Annotated in this window: 21 protein-coding genes; 7 read left to right on the top strand and 14 right to left on the bottom strand. The window is 51.9% G+C overall.

What is annotated here, in order from left to right; all coding sequences use genetic code 11:
* Window positions 1-40 precede the first annotated feature (40 nt).
* Genes hemW through lepA form a run of 3 tightly spaced genes read right to left on the bottom strand, consistent with a single transcriptional unit; the run spans window position 41 to window position 4073 of the window.
* A complete protein-coding gene (gene hemW / locus JOD55_RS05585) occupies window positions 41-1321 on the bottom strand; it encodes a radical SAM family heme chaperone HemW (protein WP_338022202.1) in 1281 nt (426 codons plus the stop codon).
* Window positions 1245-2162, bottom strand: a complete 918-nt coding sequence (trmB, locus tag JOD55_RS05580) for a tRNA (guanosine(46)-N7)-methyltransferase TrmB (RefSeq protein WP_338022201.1) — start codon at window positions 2160-2162, stop codon at window positions 1245-1247. Before trmB ends, hemW begins: the two co-directional genes overlap by 77 nt.
* Complete coding sequence (gene lepA, locus JOD55_RS05575) at window positions 2163-4073, bottom strand: translation elongation factor 4 (protein WP_204399073.1); 1911 nt, start codon at window positions 4071-4073, stop codon at window positions 2163-2165.
* 229 nt (window positions 4074-4302) lie between these two features.
* Here lepA and galK point away from each other — a divergent pair, with 229 nt between their 5' ends.
* The 4 genes from galK to JOD55_RS05555 are packed head-to-tail and all read left to right on the top strand — an operon-like array spanning window position 4303 to window position 7906.
* The gene (gene galK / locus JOD55_RS05570; protein ID WP_338022200.1) at window positions 4303-5460 is read left to right on the top strand and encodes a galactokinase; all 1158 of its coding nucleotides are present in this window, start codon (window positions 4303-4305) and stop codon (window positions 5458-5460) included.
* Window positions 5457-6779, top strand: a complete 1323-nt coding sequence (locus JOD55_RS05565; RefSeq protein ID WP_204399072.1) for a UTP--glucose-1-phosphate uridylyltransferase — start codon at window positions 5457-5459, stop codon at window positions 6777-6779. The genes galK and JOD55_RS05565 overlap by 4 nt, the downstream gene beginning before the upstream one ends.
* Window positions 6780-6797: 18 nt before the next feature.
* Complete coding sequence (locus tag JOD55_RS05560) at window positions 6798-7313, top strand: PH domain-containing protein (RefSeq protein ID WP_204399071.1); 516 nt, start codon at window positions 6798-6800, stop codon at window positions 7311-7313.
* On the top strand, window positions 7310-7906 hold the full coding sequence (locus JOD55_RS05555) for a type II toxin-antitoxin system PemK/MazF family toxin (RefSeq protein WP_204399070.1): 597 nt from the start codon (window positions 7310-7312) through the stop codon (window positions 7904-7906). Before JOD55_RS05560 ends, JOD55_RS05555 begins: the two co-directional genes overlap by 4 nt.
* Here JOD55_RS05555 and JOD55_RS05550 read toward each other — a convergent pair.
* Complete coding sequence (locus tag JOD55_RS05550; RefSeq protein ID WP_204399069.1) at window positions 7887-8042, bottom strand: hypothetical protein; 156 nt, start codon at window positions 8040-8042, stop codon at window positions 7887-7889. The two genes, JOD55_RS05555 and JOD55_RS05550, sit on opposite strands and share 20 nt — an antisense overlap.
* A gap of 88 nt (window positions 8043-8130) precedes the next feature.
* On the opposite strand from JOD55_RS05550, the gene rpsT reads away from it, so the two are divergent.
* Window positions 8131-8403 carry a 30S ribosomal protein S20 gene (gene rpsT, locus JOD55_RS05545; RefSeq protein WP_131280475.1) on the top strand — a complete coding sequence of 91 codons (273 nt, stop codon included), beginning with the start codon at window positions 8131-8133 and terminating at the stop codon, window positions 8401-8403.
* A 162-nt stretch (window positions 8404-8565) separates the two neighbouring features.
* Here rpsT and galE read toward each other — a convergent pair whose 3' ends face one another.
* The 6 genes from galE to JOD55_RS05515 form a co-directional block, all read right to left on the bottom strand.
* The gene (gene galE, locus JOD55_RS05540; protein WP_204399068.1) at window positions 8566-9528 is read right to left on the bottom strand and encodes a UDP-glucose 4-epimerase GalE; all 963 of its coding nucleotides are present in this window, start codon (window positions 9526-9528) and stop codon (window positions 8566-8568) included.
* A gap of 183 nt (window positions 9529-9711) precedes the next feature.
* Complete coding sequence (pntB, locus tag JOD55_RS05535) at window positions 9712-11142, bottom strand: Re/Si-specific NAD(P)(+) transhydrogenase subunit beta (protein WP_204399067.1); 1431 nt, start codon at window positions 11140-11142, stop codon at window positions 9712-9714.
* Window positions 11143-11144: 2 nt separating this feature from the next.
* Window positions 11145-12674 (bottom strand): Re/Si-specific NAD(P)(+) transhydrogenase subunit alpha, encoded by a 1530-nt coding sequence (locus tag JOD55_RS05530; RefSeq protein ID WP_204399066.1) that lies wholly within the window; start codon window positions 12672-12674, stop codon window positions 11145-11147.
* 133 nt (window positions 12675-12807) lie between these two features.
* Window positions 12808-13773, bottom strand: a complete 966-nt coding sequence (gene holA / locus JOD55_RS05525) for a DNA polymerase III subunit delta (RefSeq protein ID WP_204399065.1) — start codon at window positions 13771-13773, stop codon at window positions 12808-12810.
* 21 nt (window positions 13774-13794) lie between these two features.
* Window positions 13795-16188: a ComEC/Rec2 family competence protein gene (locus tag JOD55_RS05520; RefSeq protein ID WP_204399064.1), complete on the bottom strand. Its 2394-nt coding sequence runs from the start codon at window positions 16186-16188 to the stop codon at window positions 13795-13797.
* Window positions 16189-16251: 63 nt separating this feature from the next.
* Complete coding sequence (locus JOD55_RS05515; protein WP_204399063.1) at window positions 16252-17205, bottom strand: ComEA family DNA-binding protein; 954 nt, start codon at window positions 17203-17205, stop codon at window positions 16252-16254.
* A 148-nt stretch (window positions 17206-17353) separates the two neighbouring features.
* Here JOD55_RS05515 and JOD55_RS05510 point away from each other — a divergent pair, with 148 nt between their 5' ends.
* Window positions 17354-19099 carry a helicase HerA-like domain-containing protein gene (locus JOD55_RS05510; protein ID WP_204399062.1) on the top strand — a complete coding sequence of 582 codons (1746 nt, stop codon included), beginning with the start codon at window positions 17354-17356 and terminating at the stop codon, window positions 19097-19099.
* Window positions 19100-19218: 119 nt separating this feature from the next.
* Here JOD55_RS05510 and JOD55_RS05505 read toward each other — a convergent pair whose 3' ends face one another.
* Entirely contained in the window at window positions 19219-20196 is a 978-nt protein-coding gene (locus tag JOD55_RS05505) for an aldose 1-epimerase (protein WP_204399061.1), read from the bottom strand.
* Between the two features lie 190 nt (window positions 20197-20386).
* On the bottom strand, window positions 20387-23278 hold the full coding sequence (leuS, locus tag JOD55_RS05500) for a leucine--tRNA ligase (protein ID WP_204399060.1): 2892 nt from the start codon (window positions 23276-23278) through the stop codon (window positions 20387-20389).
* Window positions 23279-23427: 149 nt separating this feature from the next.
* Here leuS and JOD55_RS05495 point away from each other — a divergent pair, with 149 nt between their 5' ends.
* On the top strand, window positions 23428-23871 hold the full coding sequence (locus tag JOD55_RS05495) for an HIT family protein (protein ID WP_204399059.1): 444 nt from the start codon (window positions 23428-23430) through the stop codon (window positions 23869-23871).
* Window positions 23872-23895: 24 nt separating this feature from the next.
* Here JOD55_RS05495 and JOD55_RS05490 read toward each other — a convergent pair whose 3' ends face one another.
* Together JOD55_RS05490 and JOD55_RS05485 are read right to left on the bottom strand one after the other, a co-directional pair.
* Window positions 23896-24561, bottom strand: a complete 666-nt coding sequence (locus tag JOD55_RS05490) for a vitamin K epoxide reductase family protein (RefSeq protein ID WP_204399058.1) — start codon at window positions 24559-24561, stop codon at window positions 23896-23898.
* Between the two features lie 214 nt (window positions 24562-24775).
* Window positions 24776-25537, bottom strand: a complete 762-nt coding sequence (locus JOD55_RS05485; RefSeq protein WP_204399057.1) for an HAD-IIB family hydrolase — start codon at window positions 25535-25537, stop codon at window positions 24776-24778.
* Window positions 25538-25545 lie beyond the last annotated feature (8 nt).

The following is a 25545-nucleotide window of genomic DNA, read 5'->3' as shown; positions in this document are numbered from 1 at the left end:
ATATCTGTGCGAATATTGCGCTGCGTGTGGAATATTCTTATTACCAAAGCTCACGAATAACAGTATCGGCAAGTAAACGCCCTTTTTGGGTGAGCACAATTTTTCCGCTCAAAGCTTGATGTGGATCAATCAGTGCGTCGCTCATCAACCCCGCCACCACGTGTGCAGGCGTGCTGGTCGGAACCTCAATGCCACTCGAGAGCCGCACGCCCATCATAATGTGTTCCTCCCGGCGCTCTACCTCGGTAAGAATCTCGCGTCCAGCTGCTGGACTCGCAGGTTGATCGTCAGCGTTGGCACTCAAACGCTGAGCGTACGCCAAAGGATGCTTCACATTCCAAAAGCGAGTTCCATTGATATGCGAATGTGCACCTGGCCCGTATCCCCACCAGTTGTCATTGCGCCAATAATGCATATTGTGCTGGCATTCTTCCCCGGGCTTTGCCCAATTTGAAATCTCGTACCACTGTAGCCCCGCCGCAGAAAACCGCTCATCAGCCAACACGTATTTATCTGCTAATTCTTCCGGATCGGGTTCGTAAATTTCCCCGCGCCGCAACTGTGCACCCATCTTCGTGCCCAGTTCAATCGTCAGTGCATACGCCGATATATGCGCTGGTTCAAGCGCTAAGGCAGCCTCAACGGATTCCTCCCACTGCTTCATGGACTCCCCCGGCGCACCATAAATCAGATCGATCGAATAGCGCAGGCCAAGCTCTTGTGCCCACGTTGCGACCTTTTCAACTTGCCCTTGGGTGTGAGCGCGATCAAGGGTGGCCAAAACCTGGGGTTCTGCCGATTGCATACCGCAAGATATCCGGGTAAATCCGGCGTCCTTGAGCTGGGCCAAATAATCTTTGGTCAACGTTTCTGGGTTTGCTTCGGTTGTAACCTCTGCCCCTGCAGCCAGTGCGAATACGCTCGTCAAGTCGTGAAAAATACCTAGCAATTCGGACGCCGGCAGCATCGTCGGTGTACCGCCACCAAAAAACACTGTGCGCAGCGGGCTACTTTGATCGCCTACATCTAAAACTCGCCGGGATAATTCGATCTCTTTGTACAGCGTTTGCCGAAAATCAGTAAGCGCAGCGCCTTTTCCAAAGTTGAGATTCGTGTAGGTGTTGAAATCGCAATACCCACACCGAACTCGGCAAAAAGGTATATGAAGATAGGCCGAAAAACCTCCACCGACGTTCGGTTCAGGCAATGTACCATCAGCAGGAGCTGCTTCACCCTCAGGAAGCTCAGCCAAGTTGTGCCATTCCACGCCGCGAGCTTGGCGGACGTTCACCACCACGATCTGCGAGTACTGTTTCCCCACGGGCGACGGCGCTCACCCACGGATCCTCAGGCACCTCGGCGTCGTCAATACCCAGGTTGTTACGTACGGCGACGACGTCGTGGACGGAGCGATTCGCTTCCAGACCGCGCTGTTCAAAACGAGTCATCACTCGCTCATCAAACCGTGGCGCAAAGCCGCCCTGGTAAATACCTTCATCGGTAAAATCAATGTTTTGACCAGCATAAGGATTTCTAAACCACGGCGATTCAGCAACCACATCTCGCATCTGCCAAGCGTAGTTATCCCAGTCCGTAGCCATTCGCCAAATGCCCTCAGGTGGCAAAACCGCAGCTACTGTATGGGCGAAAGCCGGTGAAACGATCCTGCGTTTACGATGTTTCTTCTTCCGCCACGGATCCGGAAAGAAAGTCCACACTTGTGCAGCGTACTGACGCTGAGCGTCGTCGCCGCGAACACCGAAAATAATCGGCAAGGCTTGAGCAGCGTCCAATTCAGCGATCTTTACGTTGTCTAATTCTGCGCGCGACACCGCATTTACGCAGCGTGCAACCCCTGGCGCCCAAGCTTCAAAGGCCAAAAAATCCCATTCGGGGTGAAGTGTGGCAGCATGAACTAGCTGCTCTCCAGAGCCCGGCCCGACTTCCACCACAATTGGCGCTTCCCTGCCAAAAACGGCAGCCAAATCGATACGAGAGTCGGCCGCAATCGTTGCTTGCCCAATACCTTTTTCAAACGGGAGCAGGTACTTCTCAGCGTGTGCTTCCATGACTTTTTCGTACTTATCGCCTAGGCGCTTTCCACGCAGCGAAAAAGACATAATACGCCCGTAATTCACCGGCTGTGTTTCGTTATCAACCACTTACTTCTTCTTACTCTCTGGCATTTCAGAACTAAGAGCTGCCACGAAAGCCTCTTGCGGCACGTCGATTCGACCAATCGACTTCATGCGCTTCTTGCCCTCTTTTTGCTTCTCAAGCAGCTTGCGCTTACGGCTAACGTCGCCACCATAGCACTTGGCCAATACGTCTTTGCGCAAAGCACGAATCGTCTCACGAGCGATCACTCGTGAGCCAACGGCCGCCTGAATCGGAATCTCGAACTGCTGGCGCGGAATAAGCGTCTTGAGCTTGGCAGCCATTTCAACGCCATAGGAATAGGCGCTATCGCGGTGCACAATCGCGGAGAATGCGTCCACAGTTTCGTGGTTGAGCAAAATGTTGACTTTCACCAAATCTGCAGCTTGTTCGCCTTCTTCCTTATAATCCAAGGAAGCGTAACCTTTTGTGCGCGATTTTAACTGATCGAAGAAGTCCGTAACGATTTCTGCCAATGGGAGCTCATAGCGCAGTTCTACGCGATCTTCGGAAAGATAATCCATACCTTTCATATTTCCGCGTCGTTGCTGGCACAGTTCCATCACAGTGCCCACGTACTCTTTTGGAGTCAAAATTGTGGCGTCAACCAGCGGTTCGATAACTTCCTTGATCTTGCCCTCTGGGAATTCCGACGGGTTAGATACCTTGACTTCCTCACCAGCGTCAGTGATAACCCGATAATTTACTGAGGGCGCCGTGGCGATCAGATCGAGATCGAACTCGCGAGCCAAACGCTCCGTAATAATCTCCAAATGAAGCAAACCCAAAAAGCCGCATCGGTAACCGAAGCCCAGCGCCACAGAGGTCTCCGGCTCATAGGTGAGCGCGGCGTCGTTGAGCTTAAGTTTATCTAACGCATCGCGCAAAGCCGGGTAGTCTGATCCGTCGATCGGATATAAACCAGAGAACACCATCGGCTTGGGATCCTGATAACCAGAAAGAGCTTGGCCTGCGGGCTTACTCAAATCGGTGATGGTATCGCCCACACGCGATTGACGCACGTCTTTCACACCGGTAATGAGGTACCCTACCTCGCCCACGCCCAGGCCTTTCGATGGCATTGGCTCAGGTGAAATCACACCAATTTCCAAAAGTTCGTGTGTCTGCTTGGTAGACATCATCTGAATGCGCTGGCGCGGACGCAAATTTCCATCCACCACACGCACGTAGGTCACAACTCCACGGTAGGTGTCGTATACGGAATCGAAGATCATAGCGCGAGTTTCGGCATCGGCGTCGCCAACTGGAGGCGGCACCTCACCCACAATCCGGTCAAGCAGCACGTCCACGCCCTCGCCCGTCTTACCTGAAACGCGAATACAATCTTCTGGTTCACAACCGATGAGCGAAGCGAGCTCCACAGCGTATTTATCCGGGTTAGCTGCGGGAAGATCAATTTTATTGAGCACTGGAATGATGGCGAGATCATTTTCGATCGCCATATACAAATTGGCAAGAGTCTGAGCTTCGATTCCTTGCGCCGCGTCCACCAGCAGAATTGCTCCCTCACAAGCCGCAAGCGACCGTGAAACTTCATAAGAGAAATCGACGTGCCCCGGCGTATCGATCATATTAAGGGCATAGGCCGCACCATCAACAGTCCAGGGCATGCGCACCGCTTGCGACTTAATCGTAATTCCGCGTTCGCGCTCAATATCCATCCGATCGAGATACTGCGCGCGCATATCTCGTTCAGAGAGTACACCGGTGAGCTGGAGCATGCGGTCTGCCAGGGTTGATTTCCCGTGGTCAATATGGGCAATGATGCAGAAATTACGAATGCGATCTGCGGCAGTTGCTGCCGGCTCAATCTGCTTGATCTGCTCTGACGTACTTACAGGCACGGAACTCCTTAACTTATGTTTCTCAGGTATAAGGCTACCAGCGCACGCCATTTGCCCCGATCTTCACTGATGTGATTTTAGCATCCGCGCCGAACATCACTGCAAAACTTCGCGCTCCCACACTAGCTTCTAACACTAAGAGCAGTGCAAATGCTAGAATCTTTCTTGGTTTTACGCATAGTGCATATTCAACACATTTGCACGTTGAACGTGCCTTGCATGCGTTCAACGCATCTTGCGTGCGCAATATAACGTACACGATACGGCGAAGGAGCTAGTAGTGGCAGTATTCATGGACTCTTGGTCCAACCAAGACGGTCTTGACCGTGTGAGCAAGCTTTTTGCAGATCAGTTTGGAGGTGAGCCTGAGCAGGTTTGGGCAGCTCCTGGTCGAGTGAATATTATCGGTGAACACACCGACTATAACGAGGGCTTGTGCTTGCCTATCGCGCTCAATCACCGCACGTTTGCTGCCATTTCTTTTCGTCACGACGACGTCGTCCGCGTTGCCTCACGCCTCGATTCCGTCCATATCTGGGAGGGTAAGCTCAGCGACATCGGCCCTAACTCCCCCGATTCCTGGGCTTCCTATGCTGTTGGCCCAGCCTGGGCGCTCGGTGTGGCGCATGGTTTCGACGCCGCTATCGATTCGTGCGTACCGACGGGAGCTGGGTTATCGTCGTCGGCTGCTATCGAATGTGCGGTGGGCTCAGCTTTCGTACCAACCGAAACACAAGCGCAGCGCAAAGAGCTTGCAAGCGCTTGCGTAACCTCGGAAAACGTCGTTTCTGGTGCGGCAACGGGAGGTTTGGATCAATCTGCGTCGATGCTGTGTACGCAAGGAAATGCCCTCTACCTCGACTGCCGATCTTGGGAAACTCGCAGCATCCCTTTCGATATGTCCAAATTTGATCTCTCCCTGTTGGTGATTGATACGCGCGCCACACATTCTCTCAATGACGGCCAGTACGAAAAGCGACGCCGTTCTTGCGAAGAAGCAGCTCAATTACTTGGCGTAGATTCCTTGCGCGAAGCTACGCTTGATGACTTAAGCCGACTCGAGGGCGTGTTATTGCAGCGTGCGCGCCATGTGGTGACGGAAATTCAGCGTGTGCGCGACGTCGTCGCTCTTCTCGAAGCAGAACGCCCGCACGAAATCGGCCCGCTCCTCAACGCCTCTCACGCCTCACTTCGCGACGATTACGAAGTCTCGTGCGCCGAGTTGGACGTGGCGGTAGAAAGTGCCACAACTGCTGGAGCTTTGGGTGCTCGCATGACCGGCGGCGGTTTTGGCGGTTCAGCTATCGCTCTCGTTCCAAATTCGGCTTTCGACGCCGTAACGAGCGCAGTTGAAAAAGCTTTTGCTGATCACGGATTCGCATCGCCACATTTCCTACGCACTATTGCAGCTCAAGGAGCAGAAAGGGTCCAAGCATGAGTGCACTCGAACACGCCCGCCAAAAAATGATTGACGACGGCGCTGGTCACATCGCCGTGAAAGTCTTTGAAGAGTACTTTTATCAGCTCGAACAAGGCAGCACCGGATTGATTCCTGAATCGACTATTGAGCCACTCACCTCCGTTGATGATCTGACTGCGGTAGATATCGATCCACAAGTGGCTAAGAAAGCTCTGGGGCAAACCGTGTTCTTAAAGCTCAATGGTGGTTTAGGTACGTCGATGGGCTTGGCAAAAGCTAAATCCTTACTACCAGTTCGCGACGGTATGACGTTCCTCGACATCATCTTTGCGCAGATTCGCGATGCACGACGCCGCAGCGGCAAAGAAGTGCCGCTGATGCTCATGAACTCCTTCCGAACCCACAGCGATACTGCGTGCTTATTCCCAGACGACCTCAAAGTTGAGGGGATCCCAGTTGATTTTGTGCAAGGACGCGAGCCGAAACTATTAGTAGATTCTCTTGAGCCAGTTACCTGGCCACGCGATCCTGAGCTCGAATGGTGCCCGCCAGGGCACGGTGATATTTTCACCTCGCTTGCTCAATCAGACCTGCTCACCACACTGCTCGATCAGGGTTTGCGCTATTTCACCACGTCAAACGCTGATAACCTCGGCGCTTTCCCATCGGCACAGCTCGCTGGTTGGTTTAGCGAAAGTGGCGCCTCCTACACCCCTGAGCTGTGCACTCGCACTTTGGCCGATCTTAAAGGTGGGCATTTGGCACGGCGCAAATCCGATGGTCAGATTATTTTGCGTGACACGGCGCAAACCCCACCAGAGGATATGCATTTCTTTACCGATCAGTATCGCCACCCTTATTTCCACACCAACAACCTCTGGTTCAATATCGAGGCATTGCGTGACTTACTGCGGCGCACAGGCGGCGTAGTGAACCTGCCGCTCATTAGAAATAAGAAACACGTCGATCCAACTGATAAGACCTCACCTGAGGTATATCAGATCGAATGCGCAAGTGGAGCGATCGTAAGCTCATTTTCTGATTCGCGCCCGATCCTGGTGGGTCGCGAGAGATTTTTGCCGGTTAAGACCACCAATGATCTTTTTGCGATCCGCTCAGATAGTTACGATTTTGGTGCAGATGCGAGGCTGCGACTCAACCGAGAGCAGGCGCCAATTGCGCGACTCGATCCACAGTATTTCGCCATGATTTCAGATTTTGAGCTTCGCACGAAAAATCTTCCCTCTACGGCGAATCTCGACTCCATCGAAGTCACTGGAGATTATTTCTTTGATGGAACCGAGAAATTAGCGGGAGACGTGCACATCCACGCATAATCGTGGGAATATAGGAATATGGGTATTCCGCAAAAAATCATCGGCGCAGATGAAACAGTCGTGTTTCATCTGCGCGAGCACGTCAAAGCAATTTTGCTCAATATCATCGGTGCGATTGCCGTATTGATACTCGCATGTGCCGCTACCTATTTCTTGCCTGAATCGCGCCCGGCATGGGTGCTATGGCTGCTTTGGGTGGTAGTGGCAATTTGTGTGGGCGCGATCTTCGTAGTGCCATGGCTCAAATGGTATACCAGTACCTACACGATCACATCGCGCAGAATCATCACCAGAAGCGGAATTTTCGCCAAGACCGGCCACGATATTCCCCTATCGCGTATCTCAAATGTGAATTATGAACTCGACTTCATAGATCGCTTTTTCGGTTGTGGCACACTCATTTTCGAAACGTCAGCCGGAAATCCCCTTGAGCTAAAAGATATTCCGCACATCGAAGATATCCACGTGCGTTTGACTGAAATGCTCTTCGAGTCACCGGACAACACCAACTATCGAACAATCGAGGATGAATGAATCTCCAGCCATTCTTCAAACGCCTTATTACCAATTTAGGTAAGAGCCTCATACGCGAGCTGACGCGCAAGCGCTCCACTGGAAGCGAATCCTCTCGCAACTCCCAGACGACGCGCGGTGCCGCACGCAAGCCGGTCACACCGGCGTCGTCAACAGAAGGGAACTCCTCGGAGCTCAGACAAGTGAGGCGCTGGAACATTGCGAAGAACGGTCTGCCGAATTTCGAATATAGGCCAGATAACGACGCCGTGCCCGATCCTGGCGAAGTAGTCTGGACGTGGATTCCCTATGAAGAGAATAACGGTGAGGGTAAGGATCGCCCAGTATTGGTTGTGGCTGTAGTCGGAGAAACTGCTATCTGCGCACAAATGACTTCCAAAGATCATGCACACAGCTCGCTTTACCAGGACGAATACCATCGGTGGTGGCTCGATTTAGGCAGTGGAAACTGGGATCGAGACAACCGCGCCTCAGAAGTACGTCTCGACATTCTCTGGCAAGTTCCGTTTACCGAAGTACGTAGAATCGGCGGATTTCTCGAGAAAAATCGCTATTTGCGAGTGATCGCAGCTCTCAAGGAGATTCACAAATAATCGCGAGAGAGCGCACGTGACGCGTTGCACCAGCATCTGGTGTGGTATTCGTTGGAATTACAGGAAAAAGCTGGTAGAGTTTTCCATTGGACTTTGCACCTGGTCGGGTCGCGAGTCCGGCCTGATCCATAACCACGGGTGTCCCCACGCCTGGCAGTCCGGAGATGGCAACCTCTCACCGACCGTATCCGTTCGCATCTGCGAAAAATCGAAAGAGTTAAACAGTGGCAAATATTAAGTCCCAGAAGAAGCGTATCAAGACCAACGAGAAGCGTCGTATCCGCAACAAGGCCTACAAGTCTGAGCTAAAGACCCTCGTTCGTAAGACGCGCGAAGCTATTGCTGCCGGTGATGCTGAGACCGCTACCGCGGAACTGCGCATTGCAAGCCGCAAGCTGGACAAAGCTGTATCTAAGGGCATTATCCACAAGAACCAAGCTGCTAACCGCAAGTCAAAGCTTGCCAAGCAGGTTGCTGCTCTTGGAGAGAAAGCCTGATTCGATAACTTTCCGTTGGCTGAGTCTTCGACTCTCCTAACGCGAACTCTGGTGAGGGTGGTACGGAACGTTCCGTACCACCCTCACCAGTATCTTGAAACTGATATTTGCGCAACAAACAGTGGCTTCATGATACGCACTAGCTGGGCAGAGCCCCGATGTTCACTGTGCCTGACGCGCTTCCCAAGCGGAACGCACCATATCCGCTAGTGTATGGCGCATTTTCCAGTTGATATCGCGTGCAGCAGCTTGCCCATCAGCCACGATACGAGCAGGATCGCCAGGGCGCCGAGCAGCAATAATGGGATCAAAATCTATTCCGGTAACCTGTGCGATCTCGTGCATGATCTGCGCAACCGACGAACCTTCGCCAGAACCAAGGTTATAGGCCGGAAGTAAATCTTTCCCAGCTTCTAAAGCTTGCGCAGCGGCAACATGTGACACCGCCAAATCAGCGACGTGAATATAATCGCGCACGCAAGTGCCATCTGGGGTTGGATAGTCATTTCCGTTAATTTGAGGTCGCTCACCAGCTAATAAACGGTCAAACACAATTGGGAATAGATTGTGTGGACTGCGATCATACACGTCAGTACCAGCCGAACCAACCACGTTGAAATAACGCAAATTCGTATAGCGCCACTGCGGATCAACCGCCCGCATATCAGCCGCAAGCCACTCTCCAATGAACTTGGTCTGCCCATAAGGCGATTCCGGTGCGAGTGGGCAATCTTCGGTCACCATGTCCACCTGAGGAGTGCCATACACAGACGCTGAGGAAGAGAAAACGTAGTTGTGCACACCGGCGTCGTACATCGCTGACAACAGCGAAACGAGACCCGTAACGTTCTGATTGTAGGTATGCAGCGGCCGTTTAACTGATTCACCAGCATATTTGTAGCCAGCAATCGACATCACACCAGTGATGTCGTGCGTTTCAAATACCTTGGCCAACCGATCGTCGTCGAGGATTGATCCCTCTACAAATGGCGTATTATCGGGCACAAACTGGCGCAGTCCAGTGGAAAGATCATCATAAACTACTACGTCCATGCCAGCGTCGTGAAATGCCCGCACAACGTGAGCACCAATATACCCTGCTCCTCCAGTAACCAACCACGCCATCTCAATTCACCTTTCGCTTCGTTGCGTGTGCATAACATCGCTGATCAACACGTCATTTGTACCTTACAGTAAATACCATAGCCCACGTAACCAGTATCTATAGAATCGGTCCACGATCAACGGAATTAAAAATATGGGAGCTTCGATCGCTAGTATCGAAACTCCCATATTCTCGCTGGTTCACTATAGCGCAGCGATTATCTGCTCAACCGTTGCTTTAGCGTCGCCCAAAAGCATCTGTGAATTCTCATTGAAGAATAATGGGTTCTGCACGCCTGCATAACCGGCATTACCCATCGAACGCTTAAAGACGATCACATTCTTCGCTTCCCAGACCTTGAGTACCGGCATGCCAGCAATAGGCGAACCAGGCTCCTCAGCTGCTGGATTAACGGTATCGTTTGCGCCGATCACCAGCACGACATCGATATCAGCGAAATCGTCATTCACTTCGTCCATTTCAAGCACGATATCGTATGGCACCTTGGCTTCGGCCAAAAGCACGTTCATATGCCCAGGTAGACGACCCGCAACAGGGTGAATACCGAAAGTCACTTCAACGCCCTGGGCACGCAAACGCGAGGTCAAATCCGCAACTGGATACTGAGCCTGGGCCACCGCCATGCCATAGCCAGGGGTAATCATCACTTTGCGCGCATCTTTGAGCATTTGCGCAACGTCCGCAGCCGTCGTCTCCCGATGCTCGCCATAATCACGATCATCAGTACCGGCAGCGCCGTCCGTACCAAAGCCGCCCAAAATCACCGAAACAAACGAACGATTCATAGCCTTGCACATGATGTAACTCAAATAAGCACCCGAGGAGCCAACCAGAGCACCCGTAATAATAAGCAAGTCGTTGCTCAGGGTGAAGCCAGCCATCGCAGCAGCCCAGCCAGAGTAGGAGTTGAGCATCGAAACCACCACAGGCATGTCTCCGCCGCCGATAGCAGCTACTAGGTGCAGTCCGAGGGCCAGCGCAATAATTGTGAGAAGAATGAGCGGAATCAGCCCCATGCCGATTGTTCTTGTATGAGCAAACCAGATAATGAGGCCGATGCTCAGCACAATTGCACCAAGATTGAGCCAGTTGCGGCCAGGTAACGTCAGCGGCGCCCCTTTAATCCGAGCCGAGAGCTTCAAGAAAGCCACAATAGAGCCCGTGAGCGTCACAGCGCCGATAAATACAGCTAGACCGACTTCTCCCATGTGGAACGCATTTTCAGGGCTATCAGATCCTGGCGTGATGAAAAAGGAATTATATCCAACCAACACCGCAGCAAGACCCACAAATGAATGCAACAGCGCGATGAGCTCTGGCATTCCCGTCATTTCCACGTTCTTGGCCTTGTAGATGCCAACCGCACCGCCGATTCCCATTGCCACAACGATCAGGAAGAACGACATCATCGGTTCATTGTCAAAGGCGATGACCACCAGGATTGTTGCCAGCAGAGCAATTCCCATTCCGACGACGCCGAAAAGGTTACCTCGACGCGCCGTCTCCTGTTTGGAGAGTCCAGCCAGCGCAAGAATAAAGAGAAGAGCTGCACAAACGTATGTCAGCGATTGAAAATCAATTGAAAACTGCTGAAAAAATGAAAGGGTACCCATGCTCAGCTCCTCTGGAACATCTTAAGCATTCGATGAGTTACCGTGAATCCACCGAATACGTTGATTGACGCAACGACAATTGCGAAGAACGTTAATACCTTCACTGCCACCGAATCCGCCGGAACTTGCAACAGCGCACCTACCACGATGATTCCCGAAATCGCGTTAGTGACCGACATAAGCGGAGTATGAAGCGAATGAGTCACTGAAGTGATCACATAGAATCCCACCACCACAGCGAGCGCGAACACAATGAAGTGGCTGGTCATACCCGCAGGCGCCGTCATGATCAAAGCTGCGAATATCGCGCCAGCAACGATCATCCACCAGTTTTTGGCGATCCAGCTCTTTTCCGGTTCGGGTTCCACCTGCGCTGCCGGTTCTGTTTTCTTAGCCGCCGGAGCTGCAGATACCTGCACTGGCGGAGGCGGAAAGAGAATATCGTTATTGAGCGTTACCGTCATTTGGCGCACGACGACGTCGTCCAGATCCAGGTGTAGCACGCCGTCCTTCTCCGGCGTCGTCAGTTTGAAGAAATTGACGAGGTTTTGACCGTACAGCTGCGAAGCTTGTGCAGGAAGTCTGCCAGCCAAATCGGTATATCCCACGATAATGACGCCGTTTTCGGTGGTAATTACTTCACCCGGAACCGTTAGCTCACAGTTACCACCATTTGCGGCAGCCATATCTACAACTACCGAGCCAGGCTTCATATTCGCAATCGCTTGTGCATCAAGCAAAATCGGCGATTTACGCCCAGGAATATTCGCCGTGGTGATCACGACGTCGGACGCAGCCGCTTGCTCAGCGTAAAGCTTCGCTGCCGCCGCAGCCTGATCCGCCGTCATTTCCTTTGCATAGCCGTCAGATGACTCTTGGGCGGGAGCCGGAATCGCCACAAAATTTGCGCCCATCGACTCTACTTGTTCCGCCGTCTCTTGACGAACATCCGTAGCGTTGACGATTGCACCCATCGAATTTGCCGTACCGATCGCGGCAAGGCCAGCCACGCCGGCACCAATCACATAGACAGTTGCTGGCGGCATCTTTCCTGCTGCCGTGACTTGCCCGGTGAAAAGGCGTCCAAACTGTGCAGCCGCCTCAATAACAGCGCGGTAACCAGCGATATTGGCCATCGAAGACAGCACGTCCATCGACTGAGCACGTGAAATACGCGGAACCATGTCCATCGCCAAGCCCGTAATCCCCCGCTGTGCCAAAGCTTGCAGAGTTTGCTCATTACGGCCAGGAGCCATCCGTGCAACGAGCGTGGCACCGTTCCTCATTTTGTCTAAATACTCGGTTGGCGGAGTATCAAGGGCGAATACGATATCCGCATCCCAGACTTCGTCCGTCTCAACGATCTTTGCACCAGCTTCTTGATACAGATGATCTGGAAAACTCGCGCGATCACCAGCGCCTCGCTCAATCACTAATTCGTATCCGAGCTTAATCAGTTTTCCAACCGTATCTGGAGTGGCGGCTACCAATGCCTGCGAAGCATCGGGCTCACGCGGTACACCAATTTGCACAGTGTCTCCTAACCATGGATTGTGTGAAGCACTATAAAATCGCTTCATTTTCGCCACTTCTAAGGTTAGCCCAGATTTGTCTCTTTATCGAGATATTTTTAGCGCCGGTTGTTTTAGACCTGCCCAGAGCGAATTAACGAATACGCCGAGCGCGGCCGACCGCGAGAATTGCGCGCTCCACAGCGTATGCGGTATCGCGCGATCCACCCTTGACGTCGGCATCGGCGCGAGCGATCTCGCAAATTGCCTGAGCCAGCCCTTCAGCACTCCAGTACCGCAGTTCGCGCTTGGCACGATCCCGCTGCCACTGCCGCATCGTATCTTTCACACCCAGTTTCGAGGAGCGCTCGCCCAGAACCAATGCCATCGACCGGAATTTGAGAGCTAGTGAGGACACGATACTTACAGGCGAAGTGCCGGTAGCCATCGCATGACGAGCCAATTCGACAGCACGCCCCACATCACCAGTGACCAATGCATCAGCGACACGGTACCCATTCGCCTCTATACGTCCAGAAAAATACTTGTGGACGTCGTCGTCGTTAATATCTCCTGGGATATCCGCCAAAAGCTGGTTCGTAGCTGACAGCAACTCACGCAGATCAGACCCCAAGGCATCGACGAGTGCTTCGGCCGCGGATTTCGAAATCTTCCGCTTTTGTGCCGCAACATCTGCGCATACGGCATTTATCTTTGCAGCTGGTGAAGTCACTGCCTCAATCTTGATGGCCGGCACATGAGCAGCGTTAAGTTTATCGAGCAATTTCTTGCCACGCACACCGCCATTATGGCGGAAAATGACCACTACATCGGGCTCTGGCGACTCGATATAGCTGAGCGAATCAGCTAAAAATGCATCTGTTGCTTGCTCCGCATTAGGAATAACGATCGCCCTCGGCTCGCCGAACAAGGTGGGAGTCGTGTGTAGCTGCAGCTCTCCTCCGTTATACTCCCCTGCATCAAGCACCGAGATGTCAGTGTTTGGATCGCGAGCGCGCAGTTGTTGCTTCAGATGATCCGTAGCTCGCTCACCGTAGACGGGCTCACCCGATTGGATCAAAATTAGAGGTTTGAGTTCAAGAGAATCCCATGCTGCCATAGGTTTATTATTCCACGGGAATTAGCCTGCGTCGAAGCAGGAAGCTTCCACCTCGCCATGCCCAATTTTTATAGTTTTGCACTCGAGTGTTGTCAGATACATTGGCGCGTCCCAGATTTTGTGAGCTTCTTCTGTCGGATGTCCGTACGTGTTTTCGCCTACCGATACAAGGGTAATTTTAGGCTTATAGGCTTTCGCAAGACGCGCGGATTGGTCTTTTGCACCGTGGTGCGAAACGACGACGACGTCTACCTCACTGGCTTCGTTACTCAAGTCATCTTGTACGTCTTTGGGCACGTCACTGAGGATTACTGTGTGCAGCGTTGCCGTTTTAGCATCGATCACTAGAGAGTCTCTATTGGTGTTTTCTTCGCCACCACTTGCGCTGCGTGGATGAATTATGCGCAACCAATTGTGAAAGGACTGCCCTGCTTTCACACTTTGATAAGGGATATTGTGCCTTGTGATCGTACGCATTAAAGGTTCGGAGTTATAGAGCGGATAAGGGTTGGTGCTCAACCATATTTCTTTGACCTCGATCTTTCCGATGATGGCTGATGCTCCTCCAATATGATCAAGATCGAAATGACTCAAGATGAGCAGGTCGATGGTAGTGATGGAGTTGTCATTGAGGCAGCTGGCAATTTTGCTTGGGTCTTTGCCTACGTCGACGAGCACAGTATCTGAACTCGCGCGTAAGAGCATAGCTGAACCTTGCCCGACGTCGCATTGGATAATTTCCCAATCTGCGATTTGCGTTGGTGAAACCGGCAAGACAAGCTTGTGCACGCCTAAGATCGCTGCTAGAAATACCAACCCAAGAAAGGCAATCTGTGCCGGCGCTGCACCTCTCTGCCATGCAGTGATCGGAGTGATGAACGGAAGAAATTTGCTTTTAAAAGCAGCGTAAAAGCTTTGAGTTCGAAGGTGAATTTTGCGCCTAGTTCGCGTTCCTATGATTGCCTTGGCTCTCGCTCTGGTTCTTGGGCGTACTCGCGCTAGCCCAATGAGTCCGAAAAGAAGCAATAGATGGGAGAGGAACACGATGATCGTGGGTATATGCGAAGCAGGAAAGTACTCGATCACACCAACTACGTAGATGATCCATCGACTGCATATATATGCTCCCCACACGAAGAGAGTCGCAATGTGCGGTGCAAAGCTCACCACAGTTAATGCGGCTAATCCGCAAATAGTGAGGGGAGCTACCACTGGGGCAATCACCATGTTTGCCAACACTCCCCAGATAGACATACTCGATTGCATAGTGAAGATAACCGGAAGAGTCGATATTGATGCGATCAGAGGTATTGCGATGAGCTCAGCACACCACAATGGCATAATCACAGATATTCGCTGAGCTAACTGCGAACCTCCACTGACTATGCCGAAAGTGGCAAGCACTGAGAGAATAAAACCTATTTGGGTACTCAGCTGCGGATTGACAAAACACACCACAATAACAGTGGTAGCAAGAAGCGCTATAGCGTCTCTCGGGCGGCGCATTCCCACACCGAATACAACGAATAATCCCATGTAGAGTGCCCTGAGCACTGAGGCACTTGGCCCCACGATGAGCGTGAGAACTGTGATAGTCAAGGCTCCAAATATCGCTGCTAACCATGCGCGCCGCTGCCCAAGGACGCTAAAGACAGCTAGCAAGAGAATAGAAATATGCGAACCTGACACAGCCGTTAAGTGCGACAAACTCTGGTTTTTCATACTTCGCCGCATATCGTCCGACAGCTGCGAATCATCACCAAGCACAATTCCTTGTACTAAGGCGCTCGCATCTGTTTCTGAGGATTCAATGCCGGCTAACACATCGGCAAAATCACCGTGAATCCGGTTGATGAAAACGCTGATCAAAGATGGTTCACCATTGACGGAAATGTGTTCAGCTGCGATTACTAATTGGCACGTCTGCTTGCTCTTACCCATACGTATCTGACCGCGAACCCTTATTGGATCGCCAATATTAAAGTGTTGGTTAGCACCCGGTGAGATGCGCAGGCACGCACTTTGCCTCGACGCGCGTCCGTCGAGTTCAATGCTGGCAATGTTGTAGCTGCTAAATGCGCGCATCTTCCGTTCTTTGCCAGATATCGACGCTTGCACTGTAACTGAGGCGTTCTTTGTGGCAGCTTGAACTAAAGGATCTCTCTCTTGCAGATAGTTGTGAACTGAGTTGTTGCCAATCCCTATACAAAACATGCAAAGAGCCAGCACAGCAATCGATTTAATATTCGCTGTTATAGCGTGGTGATCGCGCGTTTGCTCAGGCCACAACGACGTCGTACCCTGAACAATCTTCCATGCCGCCACAGCGAGGGCAAATGCAGCGCCTAGAGCTATTCCAAGTAGCTTTAATGACGAAATACTAAAGTTGCCAAGATCAGTAATATCGGTGCCCACGATAGTGAGAAACCATAGTATTGCTGCTGGTAGTACTAACCGATAATCGTGCATAAGACGCGATCAAAGACTCAGGTATGGGCGCAATTTCTCAATGGTTTTTGCACCTATGCCACTGATTTCTCCGAGTTGCTCCACGCTGGTGAATTTCCCATGCTGCTTTCTCCACTGCACAATCTGTTGGGCAGTTATTGGCCCAATACCAGGTAAGGTATCGAGTTCTTGCGCGGTTGCCGAGTTGAGTGAAATCTTTTTGTTTGTTTGGGAGCCAGTTTGCGCACCTGCCTGAGAATTTCGTGCGGGTCCTCCGCTATCAGATCCGCCGTTATCCGATTCCCCACTCACAGATCCGCCTGAGCCAGTCGCGCTGCTATTTTCTGCTTGTTCCTCCCCCACGATGGAAATGTGGATATGTGCGCCATCCGTCACTGGCGCTGCAAGATTCACACCATTCATATCTGCGGTTGGGCTTAAGCCACCTGCGGCAGTCACTGCATCATTTATTCGGGCAGGTTCAGCAACTTTGACCACTCCTGGTCGATTCACCGCGCCAGTAACGTATACCACTAAACCGCCTTTATCCGTCTCGGTTTGAGACTGCGTATTGGATTCCTGTTCCGCTACTGCTTTTTGTTGCAGCGCGGGTATCTCTTGCACTGTGCGGTCATTTTGAGCCATTGCCCGCGCAATAGTAATGGCCATAGCTACAAAGAGCACGAACAAAAAGACCTTGAGCGCAGAGCCGGAGAGGACGAAACGTGCTTTTCGACCAGGTTGCGTCAATGCCGACGTTTCATCACCCAAGGCAGCTAAAAAGGCGCCTTTCTTGAAGCTCTTTAGTCGCTCTTGCGCTTGGCTGCCTGAAAAATCATCTTTCAGTTCTGAGTGTCTCGTGCGCGGGCTGCGGCGTTTTGGCGGCGTGCGGTGATCTAAGGTTACGACGTCGGGCGCGGCTGCGGCGTCGTTCCTTAAACGAGTATTATTCGTCGCTGTTATTCGCGGTGGTGGCTGATTCATGAATCTATTGTGAGGAGATATATTTATCGACGTCGCGCCCTCGCTGGGTTCTGTGGACTGCCCCTTCACTTCACATCTATGTGGACAAGATTGCAGCAACATTCTTTTTCTCTCGCCTCATCGTGATCCGCACAAGTAGACTGAAACCATGACTAATCCGCAAGATGCCGAACTGGCTCGACTCAAGGCAGAAGCCCTCGCTGCTCAAGCTGCAGCAGCAGAAGCACGTGCAGCAGCAGCGCAAGCACAACTCGAAGCTGCAATGGCGCAAGCACAAACACCCGCATCCGCTACATCAGAAACTCCAGCACCTGAGGCAGCGGCTGAAGCTGACGCTTACGCGCAGGTCATCAGTGAGGGATACACCTTTAGCTCAGCATCGATGACTATAGGGAGCTATTTGAGTAATGGCACGGTAAATCCGAATGTGCATGTGTCTTTGCCACTGGGAATGCTCAACCGGCACGGCGTCGTCGCTGGTGCTACTGGTACAGGAAAGACGCGTACGCTTCAGCTACTTGCAGAGGGACTATCAACAAATGGGGTGCCAGTTTTTCTCACTGACATAAAAGGCGACCTCACTGGGCTTATGGAACCTGGTACCGCGAGCGATAAACTCTTGGCTCGAGTAGCTCAGCAGGGGCAAGACTGGCAGCCAGCCGCCCATCCGGTCGAGTTTTACAGCCTTGGCGGTCAAGGAGCTGGGGTTCCAATCCGCACGAGCGTCACCGATTTTGGACCGATTCTGCTCTCGAAAGTGTTAGGGCTGAACGACACTCAAGAATCAGCATTATCGCTCATTTTCCATTGGGCTGATACCAATAAATTGGCGCTCATCGACTTGGGCGATCTCAAGTCTGTGGTGACGTACTTGAGTTCAGACGACGGGAAAGCCGAGCTCAGCGCCATAGGCGGAATTGCTCCTGCCACTGCCGGAGTTATTTTGCGTGAAATTGCGCAGCTCCAAGCACAAGGCGGCGACGCTTTCTTCGGTGAACCGGCCTTTGACGTCAACCATTTCTTGCGCACCACTAGCGAGGGCCGCGGGATTATTTCCTCCCTTGAACTGCCTGATATTCAAGGTCAATCGGCACTTTTCTCCACGTTTATCATGTGGCTTCTTGCTGAACTATTCCAAGAGCTTCCCGAAGTAGGCGACCTTGAAAAGCCCAAACTCGTCTTTTTCTTTGACGAAGCGCACTTGCTGTTTACTGATGCCACCAAGGAATTCCTCAAGCAAGTGGTGCAGACGGTGCGTCTGATCCGTTCGAAAGGAGTGGGTGTTTTCTTCGTTACGCAAACGCCAAAGGATATTCCCGACGACGTATTGGCCCAGTTAGGTGCCAAAGTTCAGCACGCATTGCGCGCTCACACTCCCAATGATGCAAAAGCCTTACGCGAGACGGTTAAAACCTTCCCAACATCGCCACTTGACTTAGAGAAGTTACTGCCCGCTTTGGGAACAGGCGAAGCTGTTGTGACTTTACTTGATCCCAAGGGTCGTCCAACTCCTGTTGCGCCTATCCGCCTCTGGGCGCCCAGCGCAAATATGGGAACAGCTAATCCTGACGCTGTAAATGCCAAAATTGTGGCTTCGCAGCTATATGCCCAGTATAAAGATGCGGTCAATCCAGAGTCAGCGACCGAATTACTCGAGGCGCGAATACAAAAACAGTCAGAACAAAAAGCCCAGCTTGAAGAGCTAGAAGAGCAAATCGCAACTGAAAAGAAAGCCGCCGAAGCTGAACAAAAGCGCATGGAACGCGAGGCGGCCGCTGAAGAAAAACGGACTGAGCGACGTCGTGACTCATTGATTGACTCAATCGTGCGAACTGCTGGACGCACAATCACACGCGAAATCACCCGTTCTCTCTTCGGAACTCGGCGTCGATAACTGTTGCGATACTTATGCCGGCGTTCATATTGATTGCGCAGGCACAAATGTTGGTTGGGGGGCTTTCACTGTGGTGAAAGCCCCCCAACCAACAACTTATTCAATCATTTAAGCCGCGCTCATACTCCATAAGTGAGCGTCGCCGTGAGCTGCCGAATACCTCCTGGTGCAAGTCGAACACTCGCTTTAGAATCAGCGCGATTAAAAGCATCGGGAAGATGCGATAACGGCTCAAGAGCAATCGAAGCCCGCGAATCACGCGGTAAATTATCTGCAGTAAAAACGTGTACAACTGGCGCATCAGCAGGTTCTTGTGTGAGAGAAACTCGCCCTTGACCAGCTAGGTCACGGATCGTCGTGACCACTACCCCGTCGTCGTCTGGGATTAAACCGCGGAAAGAAGTATCAAACTTCGTCGACCCCATGTAATCGACGATCACCGGCGCTTTCACACCTGCATATGCTGCTTCACCTGCACGCGGAATCAACGCCGAATCAACTAAGATCTTGGTGCGAGCCGGGATTTCAAGCGAAACATTGGAGATCGTCTTATTGCCTGGAAGCTTAATATACGGATGCCAACCTACTGCCAGTGGAATATCAGTTTCCGAGGTATTCCTTGCCGTGATAGTAACCGACAGATGTTCTTCGCCGTCTGCACCCGATTCGAGAGAGAAAGTCACCTCAATAGCAAAGCTGAATGGGTAGCCCTCTTCACCGGAAAACTCATAACCTAGCGTGAGCGTATTATTGGCATTGATCAGCGAAAAATCTTTATCAGCAACCAGTCCATGCAGCGCTTCACCATCTTCATTCAAGGCCAGCTCATAGCTAGAACCGTCAAAAGCATAGCGACCATCTTTGATCCGCCCACACCAGGGTGCCTGAATACGGCTACGAGAAGAAACCGTACCGCTCAATTCTTGCGCGGAGTGGTACCCATCGATAATCTCCACTCCGGCACGTGGCTGCCAAGAAATGAGTGTAGCCCCACGCTCTGCCACAATCGCACGAGCACCCGAACTAGCCTCGATACGCCATGCGGGCATTCCGTCAAAATCAGTTTGCTCAATATGCGCAATATGCGAACTAGCCATATCCGGTTACCTCCCCTAATACATCTTTAAGTGAACTCATTCTAGCTTACTGCATACTTTTTATACAGGGCGTTAAACGGTGGCCGCGTCCACCTATTGGACTCGGCCACCGTTGCAATGTGAAATATGTGCAGAAAATGAGAAGTATTCTTCTGCATTTAACGCTGAGCCTACGCCTCATTCCTGCACGCTACGGCACAATATTGACGAGCTTTGGAGCGCGAACTATCACCTTACGCGGCTCACCTGGAACAAAAGCACGCACGCGCTCAGAGTCCAAAGCCAATTTCACCAACGAGTCCTCGTCAATATCCGCAGGCACGTCAAGCCGGTCGCGCACCTTGCCTTGCACCTGAACGACGCAGATCACAGAGTCGTCGCGCAACAAGGATTCGTCCCAAACTACCGGGAATGGAACATGCGTGATCGATTCATTGTGCCCAAGCTTTGCCCACAATTCTTCAGCAATGTGTGGAGCAACTGGCGCTACCATCTTCACGATTGCTTCAGCAGCCTCACGTGGCACCTCGATTCCAGTGAGGTAATTATTGAACATAATCAACTTGGCAATCGCTGTATTGATGCGCATATTTGCATATTCAGTGGTCACATCAGCGATCGTGCGCGCCAACTGCTTAGCAGTTTCGCCTTCAACCGGCTTATCAACAACAACCAATTCTCCGGTGGTTTCATCGATGATATTTCGCCATAGGCGCTGGAGGAAACGCTGCGAACCAATAACTGCGCGAGTCTCCCACGGACGCGACACATCAAGTGGACCCATCGACATTTCGTACAAGCGGAACGTATCTGCGCCATAGAGCGCACACATGTCATCCGGAGTCACGATATTCTTCAGTGACTTGCCCATCTTGCCGTATTCGCGTTCAACCGGCTCACCTTTCCAGGTGTAGCTCACTTCACCTGAACCATCAGCTGACGGAACTTCCTCAACTTCATCGGCTGGCACATATTGACCACGCGCATCCGTATATGCATAGGCCTGCACATAACCTTGGTTGAACAAGGTATAGAACGGTTCACACGAGGAGACGTGTCCAAGATCGAAAAGCACCTTGTGCCAAAAACGCGCATAGAGCAAGTGCAGAACTGCGTGTTCGACGCCACCCACATACAGATCAGCACCACCAGAGCGCTTCCCCTCACGAGGTCCCATCCAATAAGCTTCATTTTCCGGGGAGATCAAAGCACTCTCATTGTTCGGATCCACATAACGCATCTCATAGAAGCACGAACCTGCCCAGTTTGGCATGGTATTCGTATCGCGCGTATAAGACTTCAAGCCATCGCCAAGATCAAGCTCAACATTCACCCAATCGCGCAAGCGTCCCAACGGCGGCTCTGGCTCCGAATCAGCATCGTCCGGATCAAAAGAACGCGGCGAATAATCCGGAGTGTCAGGCAATTCCACTGGAAGCATCGACTCAGGCAGCGCGTGTACCTGCCCATCGGCGTCGTAAACCACTGGGAACGGCTCACCCCAATAGCGCTGGCGGCTAAAGAGCCAATCACGCAAGCGGAACGAAACCGTTGCGTGCCCCAAGCCCTTCGACTCCAACCACTCAATAATTCTCGCTTTACCTGCGTCTTTATCGAGTCCGTTGAGGGAAACCTCATCGTTGGCCGAATCGATAATTAAACCATCGCCCGTCCAGGCCTCGTCGGTTCCAAAATCAGCAGGTGCCTCAATAGTGCGAATGATGGGCAGCTCAAACTTGGTTGCAAATGCAAAATCGCGCTCGTCATGCGCCGGAACAGCCATAATGGCGCCAGTTCCGTAGCCCATCATTACGTAATCACTGGTAAACACTGGGATTCGCTGTCCATTAACCGGATTGGTGGCAAAGATTCCAGTAAAGACGCCGGTCTTTTCCTTGTCCAAGTCGCTACGGTCCAAATCAGACTTCATCGACGCAGCGCGTTGATAATCAGCTACCGCTTGCCGTGGCGATTGAGCGCCGCCAGTCCATGCCGATTTCACATCCGCGGGCCACACTTGAGGGATATTCTCCTCCACCAACATCGGGTGCTCTGGAGAAATCACCATGAATGTAGCACCAAAAAGCGTATCTGGACGCGTGGTGAAAACAGTGAGAACGGCGTCGCCGCCCTCGTGGTGTGCACAGAAGTCCACCTCAGCGCCGTGAGATTTGCCAATCCAGTTGCGCTGCATCGAACGCACTTTGTCTGGCCAATTCACCATATCGAGATCACCGGCAAGACGATCTGCGTAGGCGGTGATGCGCATCATCCACTGGCGTAGCTCACGCTTAAACACTGGAAAGTTTCCGCGCTCCGAACGTCCATCCGCCGTCACTTCTTCGTTGGCCAGCACCGTTCCCAAACCTGGCGCCCAGTTCACAGGCGCGTAGTCAATATATGCCAGACGACGGGAATTAATCGCCTCATTGCGCTCAGCAACGCTCATATCCGCCCAAGCTTTGCCTTGCGGTGTCGGAATCGTGCCAGCAGCGTAACCCTCAATAAGTTCTGAAATCGGACGAGCGCGACCTTTCGTGCCCTCGATGCGACCAGGTGCATCGTCGTCGTACCACGAGTTGAAAATCTGCAAGAAAATCCACTGCGTCCACTTCATGTAATCCACATCAGTGGTGGCCAAGGAGCGGCGCTTCTCGTGCGAAAGTCCCAAACGACGCAGCTGCTTGCGCATATTGGCAATATTTTCTTCCGTGGTATCGCGCGGATGCGCACCCGTTTGCACAGCATATTGCTCAGCTGGCAGGCCAAAAGCGTCATACCCCATCGTGTAGAGCACGCTCTTACCTTGCATACGCTGGAAACGAGCCACGGTGTCGGTGGCGATGTAACCAAGCGGATGACCCACATGCAGGCCCTTTCCAGATGGGTAAGGGAACATGTCGAGGAGGAAATACGGTTCAGCAGATAGATCTTGAGCCGAATCGGCAAGGTCACCTACCGGATTGGGAGCATTAAAAGTGCCGTGATCATCCCAGTAATTTTGCCATTTAGCTTCGATTTCATTAGCGAGTTCAGCAGTGTATCGATATGGAATCGCTGCTGGTGCTACCTCGTTGCTCATAGTTCTCCTTGAGTTGTTCCAATATGTTTCCCATGATAGTCCAGCGCCGGCTTCGAATTCACATATGTTCACGTGTTGAAGCACAATTCACCAAGGCGCGAGGTATGTATGTCTGTTTTTCGCCGTTCTTACCCAATATACTGTTAGCCATGAGTATTTTTTCGAAGATCATAGACGGTGAATTACCTGGTAGATTCGTTTTTGCCGACGACGTTTGCGTCGCCTTTGCAACTATTGAGCCAGTTGCTCCGGGACACGTTTTGATCGTTCCGCGCCAAGAAGTAGATAAGTTTTCCGACCTCGATCCAGAAATTTTCGCTCGAATGGCAAACGTAGCCCAGATCATCGGTCGCGCTCAAGAACGTGCGTTCCATACCGAGCGCGCGGTTGTTTCGATCCTTGGCTTTGACGTGCCCCATACTCATATTCATGTGGTACCAGCCAATTCGCATGTTCCAGGTGAGCTCGGCAAGGCACAGGCAGCTCCTGCCGAGGAACTAGATGAGGCAATGACTAAACTGCGTACAGCACTCGTGGAACTCGGATATGCCGAGTTTGTGCCCGCACAAATGACGTCCCTGGTCAAGGCCTAATCCTCTAGCCAAGCCCTAAAAGCTTCAGAAAAGCAACTGCCAATCGGACCAGAACCAGACCACGAGCAGGGAAATCATCGCCGCGTACGCAATTGCAGCGATGACGAACCTGTTTCGGACGATGAATCGGCCAATTGGCTCACATGTCGCGCCCAAATGTCCAGCTTGTGCTGTGCGCCCCCAAATCGTAATACTCAGCGGAATCATACACAGCCATACCACCATGCAGAACGGGCAGATGGAATGGGCGATCACCAAGGATTGGTACATAAACCACAATACCCAGGTCATCCCCAGAAACATTGCGCTTGAAAGCGCAATCCATAGCATTTTATGCAGCTTCGAACCCGTCAAAAGCGATAGCGATAGTGCCAGGAGCGCTGCGAAGAACGCCACTCCGATCAGCGAGTTTGAGATGCCAAAGAGCACCTCGTTTTGCCAGGTACCAACCCATTTTCCGCAACCGATCAACGGATTTACATCGCATACGAGTGCGCTTTGTGGATTTTCAAGTTTGGCCTTTTCGGACATCATCAGCGCCATAGCCGCGATAAACGCGATGGCAGATGCAATAGTCATTATCCAGGCGGTACTGCGGTGTGCGCCGCCCTCGCGCTGATGTTCATCGGCATCACCACGCAACTGCGCAAGTCTGCGATCGATTTCTATCTCGCTCAATTCGTGGTTCATAATCTTCACCTATCGTCTAAATATGCTAAAACACCTCTTGAGAGGCAATTTATTGCGCCACTAATACTCGTATTTTGCGAAGATAACACCGTAATGCAAGAGGTTTTGCAAAAGAGAAAGCCGCAAAGACGATCTTAATTTCTTACATAATACAGAAAAATTGACGGTTTCACGCGGACTATTTGCCCAGGCTTTACGCCAAACGATGGACAATCTAGGCGCCACGCATTTTTTCTACGAGATCGCCAATGAACTGTGCCGTATCTTCCCAGCCTGTGACCGCGTGCGTCTCGATCCCCAATCGGAGCACCGGATAATCGTTACCGCCCTCATCGAGCCTATCGCCCACAAACAGCATGTCTGAAATAGGGATTCCCGTTTGTTTTGCCAGTTCAGAAATACCGTAGGCCTTATCGACACCTTTTCTTGTGATGTCTACCGAGGTCGATCCTCCCCCACGAACTTCGAGCTCTGGAAGTAAGGCGGCTACAGCTGCACGCAACCTTTCTTTCTTCTCCCCTGTTGGATCCCAAGCTTTCTTCGCTTCTAAAGGAGCTTCCTGGCCCAAGGCAGAGAATGTGATCTGCGAACCGCGATCTTCGAGGATATTGCCCCAGGTTTTCTCTTCCCAGAGTCCCAGCTCTTTAGCTTGTGTTTCGAGCGCTTCCAGCGCACGCGCGCGTTCGTCGTCGCTCAAATCGCGCACGTAAATTGGCGCCCACGCCCCCTGAATGTAACGCAAATAGCGCGTTCCACACGTCGGCATGAGGTGTAAATGCGCTAATTGTGCACTGTCTGCATCCAAATTATTGATGAGTTGCTTTTCAAACTGCTCAAAGTTCCCGCCCGAAATCACACACACTTGCGCAACCTCAAGCAGCTTCTTCAGCTCTTGCGCCATTTTCGGAGGCAGTGCAGATTTTGAAGGAGCTAGAGTATCATCGAGGTCAAAGGCTATGAGCTGGTAATTCTTCATGATTTAGG

Origin of the sequence: Arcanobacterium pluranimalium (genome assembly GCF_016907845.1) — a bacterium.
Taxonomy (GTDB): domain Bacteria; phylum Actinomycetota; class Actinomycetes; order Actinomycetales; family Actinomycetaceae; genus Arcanobacterium_A; species Arcanobacterium_A pluranimalium.
Note: the sequence above shows the minus strand (reverse complement) of the source record. Positions and strands in the feature narration are given on the sequence as shown.